Here is a 5,099-nt window from a genome sequence, read left to right on the forward strand (position 1 = left end):
TAGTAATAATTTTATTTTTAAACAGTGAAAAAATATATAAAATGTCTATAATTCATTGGAAGCTATAAGAAAAAACAGACTATCACATACGTGAAGTCTGTTTTTCCTCTTTCTTTACTTTTGTATGTCTGCCCATTTCAAGCTTGTCGCTGGGCCAAATTGATGTACATATAAATCTTTCACGTATGGTTTTTGTAAGTAAGATAGTCCGCGCTGGAATACCGGTGCAATTACCGCATCATCAAGGAGCATTTTTTCCGCATCTTGCAATGCCTTCCAACGAGCTTTTTCATCATTACCTAATTCTGTTTTAATCTTTTTAATTAACGCATCATATTCTGGATTTGCATATCCTGTATTATTGACAGTACTTCCCGAAAGGAATACTTCTAAGTAAGTCATTGGATCTGGATAATCAGGTAACCAGCGTGATAACGACATTTCATATTCTTTTTTCTTCTCTAGCGCTAGTTTTTGAGTATGGGGTTGTAATTTCACATTTACTTTTAGCCCTGGTAAGTTTTTCTCAAGCTCTTCTTTAATATACTCTCCTACTTTTTTAAAGTTTTCTAAGTCATAGTTTAAGAATTCTAACGTTACTTCATTTGTTCCCGTCTCTTGCTTTGCTTTTTCCCAATATTCCTTCGCCTGTTTTACGTTCGTCTTATTAAACTCTCCAGCCGTATCTCTAAAATCTTTCTTATCTGGGCCCTTTAAAAATCCTTTCGGAACGTAGTAGTTCGCAGCTACCGATCCATCATTTAAAAATGAAGTCGCAAGTCCCTTCTTATCAAAAACTGTGCTAAGTGCAAGACGTGCGTTTTTATTTTTAAGAATCGGTACATTTTCATTGAAACGGAAGAAATACATAACCGGATCTGTATATTGTTTCAGTTCTTTATTATTTTTATATTTATCTACGAATTCTGTAGAAATGACAGCTCTATCAACTTTATCTGTTTCATATAAATTTACCGCCGTTGAAATTTCTTTAACAACTTGATAGTTTACTTCATCTAACTTCACTTCTTTTTTATCCCAATATTTATCGTTTTTCTTCATTGTAAAACTTGCTTCGTGCTTCCACTCCGACAACGTAAACGGCCCATTATACACCGCTTTATTTGCCTCTAAACCGTATTTATCACCTTGCTCTTTCGCAAACTTTTCATTAATTGGATAGAACGACGGTAAAATAAGTAGTTTTGTAAAATACGGTACTGGATGTTCTAATTCCACAACAAACGTTTTATCATCTTTTGCTTTCACACCTAATTCTTCTAATCCTAATTGTTTCTTATTTATCTTTTCCGCATTTTTCACATCGTACGCAATATATGCATATTGAGAGGCTGTATCTGGATTAATAAGTTGCTTCCAAGCATATACGTAATCATGAGCTGTTACTGGATCACCGTTAGACCATTTCGCATCTCGCAAGTGGAATGTATATGTCTTTCCATCTTTACTCACTTCATATTTCTGTGTCCCAGCCTGGATCACTTCATCATTTTTCGATAAACGGAATAACCCTTCCATTACATTATTCAAAACGTTAAACGATACGGCGTCTGTTACTTTCCCTGAATTTAATGATGGAATTTCACCCGTTTCTAGTAGCTGTAATACTTTCTTCTCATCTTTCGGCTTTGTAGTTGTTTTTTCTTTTGCACAGCCAACTAAAAATGAAGAAACTAATAGAGTACTAACTAATGAATAGCGAACTACCTTTTTCATTTCAAAACCCCCTCTATTTTTTAAGGTAAGTAACGACGAGAACCAGCGTATTCTTCTATATATCCTGGTGTATTTAGCGGTATAATTTCTACCGATCTTTCAGCTTTTGGAGAGTGAATCATATTTCCATCACCAATATACATTCCAACGTGATGAACACTACCTTTTCCTTGATTATGTGCAAAGAATATTAAATCGCCCTTTTGTAGGTTTTCTTTATCAACCGCAATTCCTGCTTTTGATTGTGGCCCAGAATCCCTCGGTATGGTAATGCCATGTGATTTATAAATCGTATGTGTAAATCCAGAGCAATCAAAACCAAACCCACTTGTACCAGCCCATATATACGGTAAGCCTAAAAACATCTTGCCGGTGTTTATTAAATCATCAGCTGTTGGAGTCGGAATATCATTTTGAGAATGGTAAACAGTTCCATCATTTTTCCGTAGCCACGCCTTCTGACCATTTGGTAATAGTACGCGGTACGAAATAGCATCTTCACTCAAAAGTGGTAATCGCGTATTATAACTTACTTCTAGTGATTTATGTTTTTCAGAAGGGTTAATATATACAATTGCTGTCGGTTTCGTTACTAATACAAAAGGTTCGTTTGTTTTATCTGCAAATTCCTGATTATACGTTAATTGTTTTTCGGGCATCCATCCCGGGTAACCTACTTCGTTTCGTGGTGTTGGCTGACCATGGACTAATACTTTCACCCAGTCACCTTTCTTATCAACAACCGTTACCTCTTGACCGAGTAGCGCTTGCGTTTCTAATTTATTTGCACTCGTTAACCAAAGCTTCTCATCAAGCGTCATTGATTTCGTCCACTTCCACAAATCAACTGGATTTGTTGCACTCGGTGCATCGATTGGCCGAAGCGAATCTGGTGCGGTCCATAACGTCGCAGCTGCCACATCAATAAATGCTTTCTTATCTTTTTTCTCTTCGGCATTTGCCGATGTGAAAGATGAAAAAATGAATAATGTCGTTAATAATGCAGTCCCCACTTTTTTCATAATATATCCTCCTTAAAAGATAGTTTACTAGGTACTCCTTCTAAGATTGTATATTCACTACAGAATGCAGGTTTACCTTTGGACCAGTGTAAGTCATTCCTTCTGGCTCTTCTACTAACCATAACGGTGCATCAAGATCAAAGTAATGAATGTTCGGATGAGCCACAGCTAAATGTGCAACAGCGCTAACTGAAAGTGAAGATTCCATCATACTTCCAACCATACATTTCACACCTGCTGCTTCCGCAATATCTGCAATTTTCCAGGCTTCTCGAATACCACCGCATTTCATTAATTTAATATTAAGTAGGTCTGCATATCCTCCTTGGACAATCTTTAATGCGTCGCTTGCCGAAAACATACTTTCATCTGCCATAATAGGCGTTTGTACATTGTCCTTCACGTACTTTAATCCATCCCAATCTTTCGCATGAACTGGTTGTTCTACAAATTCTATATTTAAATTTCTATTCTCCATTTCTCTAATAATAGAAACCGCTTCTTTCGGTTTCCATCCTTGATTTGCATCTAAACGTAACGTCGTATTCTTTGGAACCACATTTCGAATTGCCTCTATGCGTTCCAAATCTAAATGTGCCTCTTTACCCACCTTAATTTTTAATGTTTGGAATCCCTTTTCGATATGCTTTTCTGCTTCTTTTGCCATTAATAAAGGTTCATCCACACTTACTGTAATATCAGTATAAATCTCTTTCTTTCCACCTAGTAATGCGTATAACGGTATGTTGTGCAATTGACAATACACATCGTATAAAGCCATATCTACCGCCGCTTTCGCACTTGTATTTCCTATACAACTCATTTGAATGTGTAACAATAACGCTTGAAATTGCAGTACATCTTTTTCAACTAATACAGAACGAATTGGTCCTAATATTGCTTCCTCCATCCCGTTGGCAAAATCACCTGTAATAACCGGCGTTGCTGCAGCAGCTCCTCTTCCAACAATTCCTTCATCTGTATGAATAAACACATCTATACTTTCGATTTCCGTTACAGTACGAAGCGCTGTTTTAAACGGTGTATGAAGCTTTACATGTCGGCGGTTTACCTTCACATCGGTAATTTTCATTTTGTTCATCCTTTCGTTGTTTATAGAGTGATACTTTAATACACGGGAGACTTTATTCTGCCCGTTAATGCGAAACAAAAAAATCCAGCCATAAGAAGATTCTTACGGCTGGATTTTGTCTATGAATGGGTAGACAAAGCAGCAATCTGATTATATTTTTTCTGTGCATCCTTTAGCGCTACAAGTAGCGCCTTTTGAGACGAACCGAAGTATCGATTTTTTATTTCTGTTACTAATGCTGGGTCATTAATATTTTTATGTAGAAACAAATATTTAACAAATTGAGATGTTAATGCAATTGTCGCTGAGCAATCTGCATCTACAATTTTCCCTGTATCCTTCTCAAGTACAAATGCTACAAAATAACTTTTGAACTTTTCGGTAATGGGATTATTTTGAGGTGCTTTCGCATCCCCTACGACGTAAATTGTATTTGAAGCGTACACAGCTATCTTCCTTTCTTATACGAGGATAACGGTTTTCTTAACAGACGTATAAGCTGTTAACTCAACGTTGATCAAAAAATGTATCCGCTTACCTTGTATTATATACAATTGACAGAATTTTAACAATATTTATTTTGACATATATTCCATAATTATGGAAATCTCTTAAAACAATTAAAAATGGCTCAAACTTCTCATTTTTACAATATGTCATTGCTCCTTGTACCATGACATTCACACTACAAACACCTTTTCCCCTCATACATCAAAAAACAGTTAGCTATTGCTAACTGTTCCACCACTTCACTTTGGCAATACGAATATTGTTTCGTTTGACTTAGAAAATTGATACTCTTTTCTCGCAAACTTTAAAATTTCTTCTTCATTATCCGTCAAATTCTCGATGTTATTCTTTAAAGAACCTTGATCTTTCTTTAAAGAAACTAATTGTTTCTTTTGATTTGTTATTGTATTTTTTTTACCATTAATTACTTCTTGTTGTTTCGTTAAAATATATTGAACGTACAAAGTAGTCGCAGCAATAAAAATGAACATGAAAATAAAACGCCTTAACTTCTTCTTATTTATAGTTCGATTGTCGTTAGGCTGTGATAGTTGCTCTGGTATATTAGGAACATTTACTCTTTTGAGTTTCCTCATTTTCAAATCCCCCTAACCCATATTTTTTCACTACCATAGGCACGATCTCTTATTAACTTAAATTCTATTCTTATAAAATAAGCTCCTTCACAAAAAAATCTCACAAATTAACCAATTAGAGATAGCGTTCGACGACATCTC

Annotated in this window: 5 protein-coding genes; all 5 read right to left on the reverse strand. The window is 35.6% G+C overall.

The window, feature by feature from the left end; genetic code table 11:
- Positions 1-114 precede the first annotated feature (114 nt).
- On the reverse strand, positions 115-1,737 hold the full coding sequence (locus tag AB3X48_RS17485) for a peptide ABC transporter substrate-binding protein (protein WP_088099140.1): 1,623 nt from the start codon (positions 1,735-1,737) through the stop codon (positions 115-117).
- Between the two features lie 20 nt (positions 1,738-1,757).
- Positions 1,758-2,759: a C40 family peptidase gene (locus tag AB3X48_RS17490; RefSeq protein WP_016105106.1), complete on the reverse strand. Its 1,002-nt coding sequence runs from the start codon at positions 2,757-2,759 to the stop codon at positions 1,758-1,760.
- A 40-nt stretch (positions 2,760-2,799) separates the two neighbouring features.
- Positions 2,800-3,861 (reverse strand): dipeptide epimerase, encoded by a 1,062-nt coding sequence (locus AB3X48_RS17495; RefSeq protein ID WP_367959767.1) that lies wholly within the window; start codon positions 3,859-3,861, stop codon positions 2,800-2,802.
- 110 nt (positions 3,862-3,971) lie between these two features.
- Positions 3,972-4,298: a DUF3870 domain-containing protein gene (locus AB3X48_RS17500; protein ID WP_016105108.1), complete on the reverse strand. Its 327-nt coding sequence runs from the start codon at positions 4,296-4,298 to the stop codon at positions 3,972-3,974.
- Positions 4,299-4,601: 303 nt separating this feature from the next.
- Positions 4,602-4,958, reverse strand: a complete 357-nt coding sequence (locus AB3X48_RS17505) for an FtsB family cell division protein (RefSeq protein ID WP_016105109.1) — start codon at positions 4,956-4,958, stop codon at positions 4,602-4,604.
- Positions 4,959-5,099 lie beyond the last annotated feature (141 nt).

It is taken from the genome of Bacillus sp. S4 (assembly GCF_040838205.1).
Taxonomy (GTDB): Bacteria; Bacillota; Bacilli; order Bacillales; family Bacillaceae_G; genus Bacillus_A; species Bacillus_A cereus_U.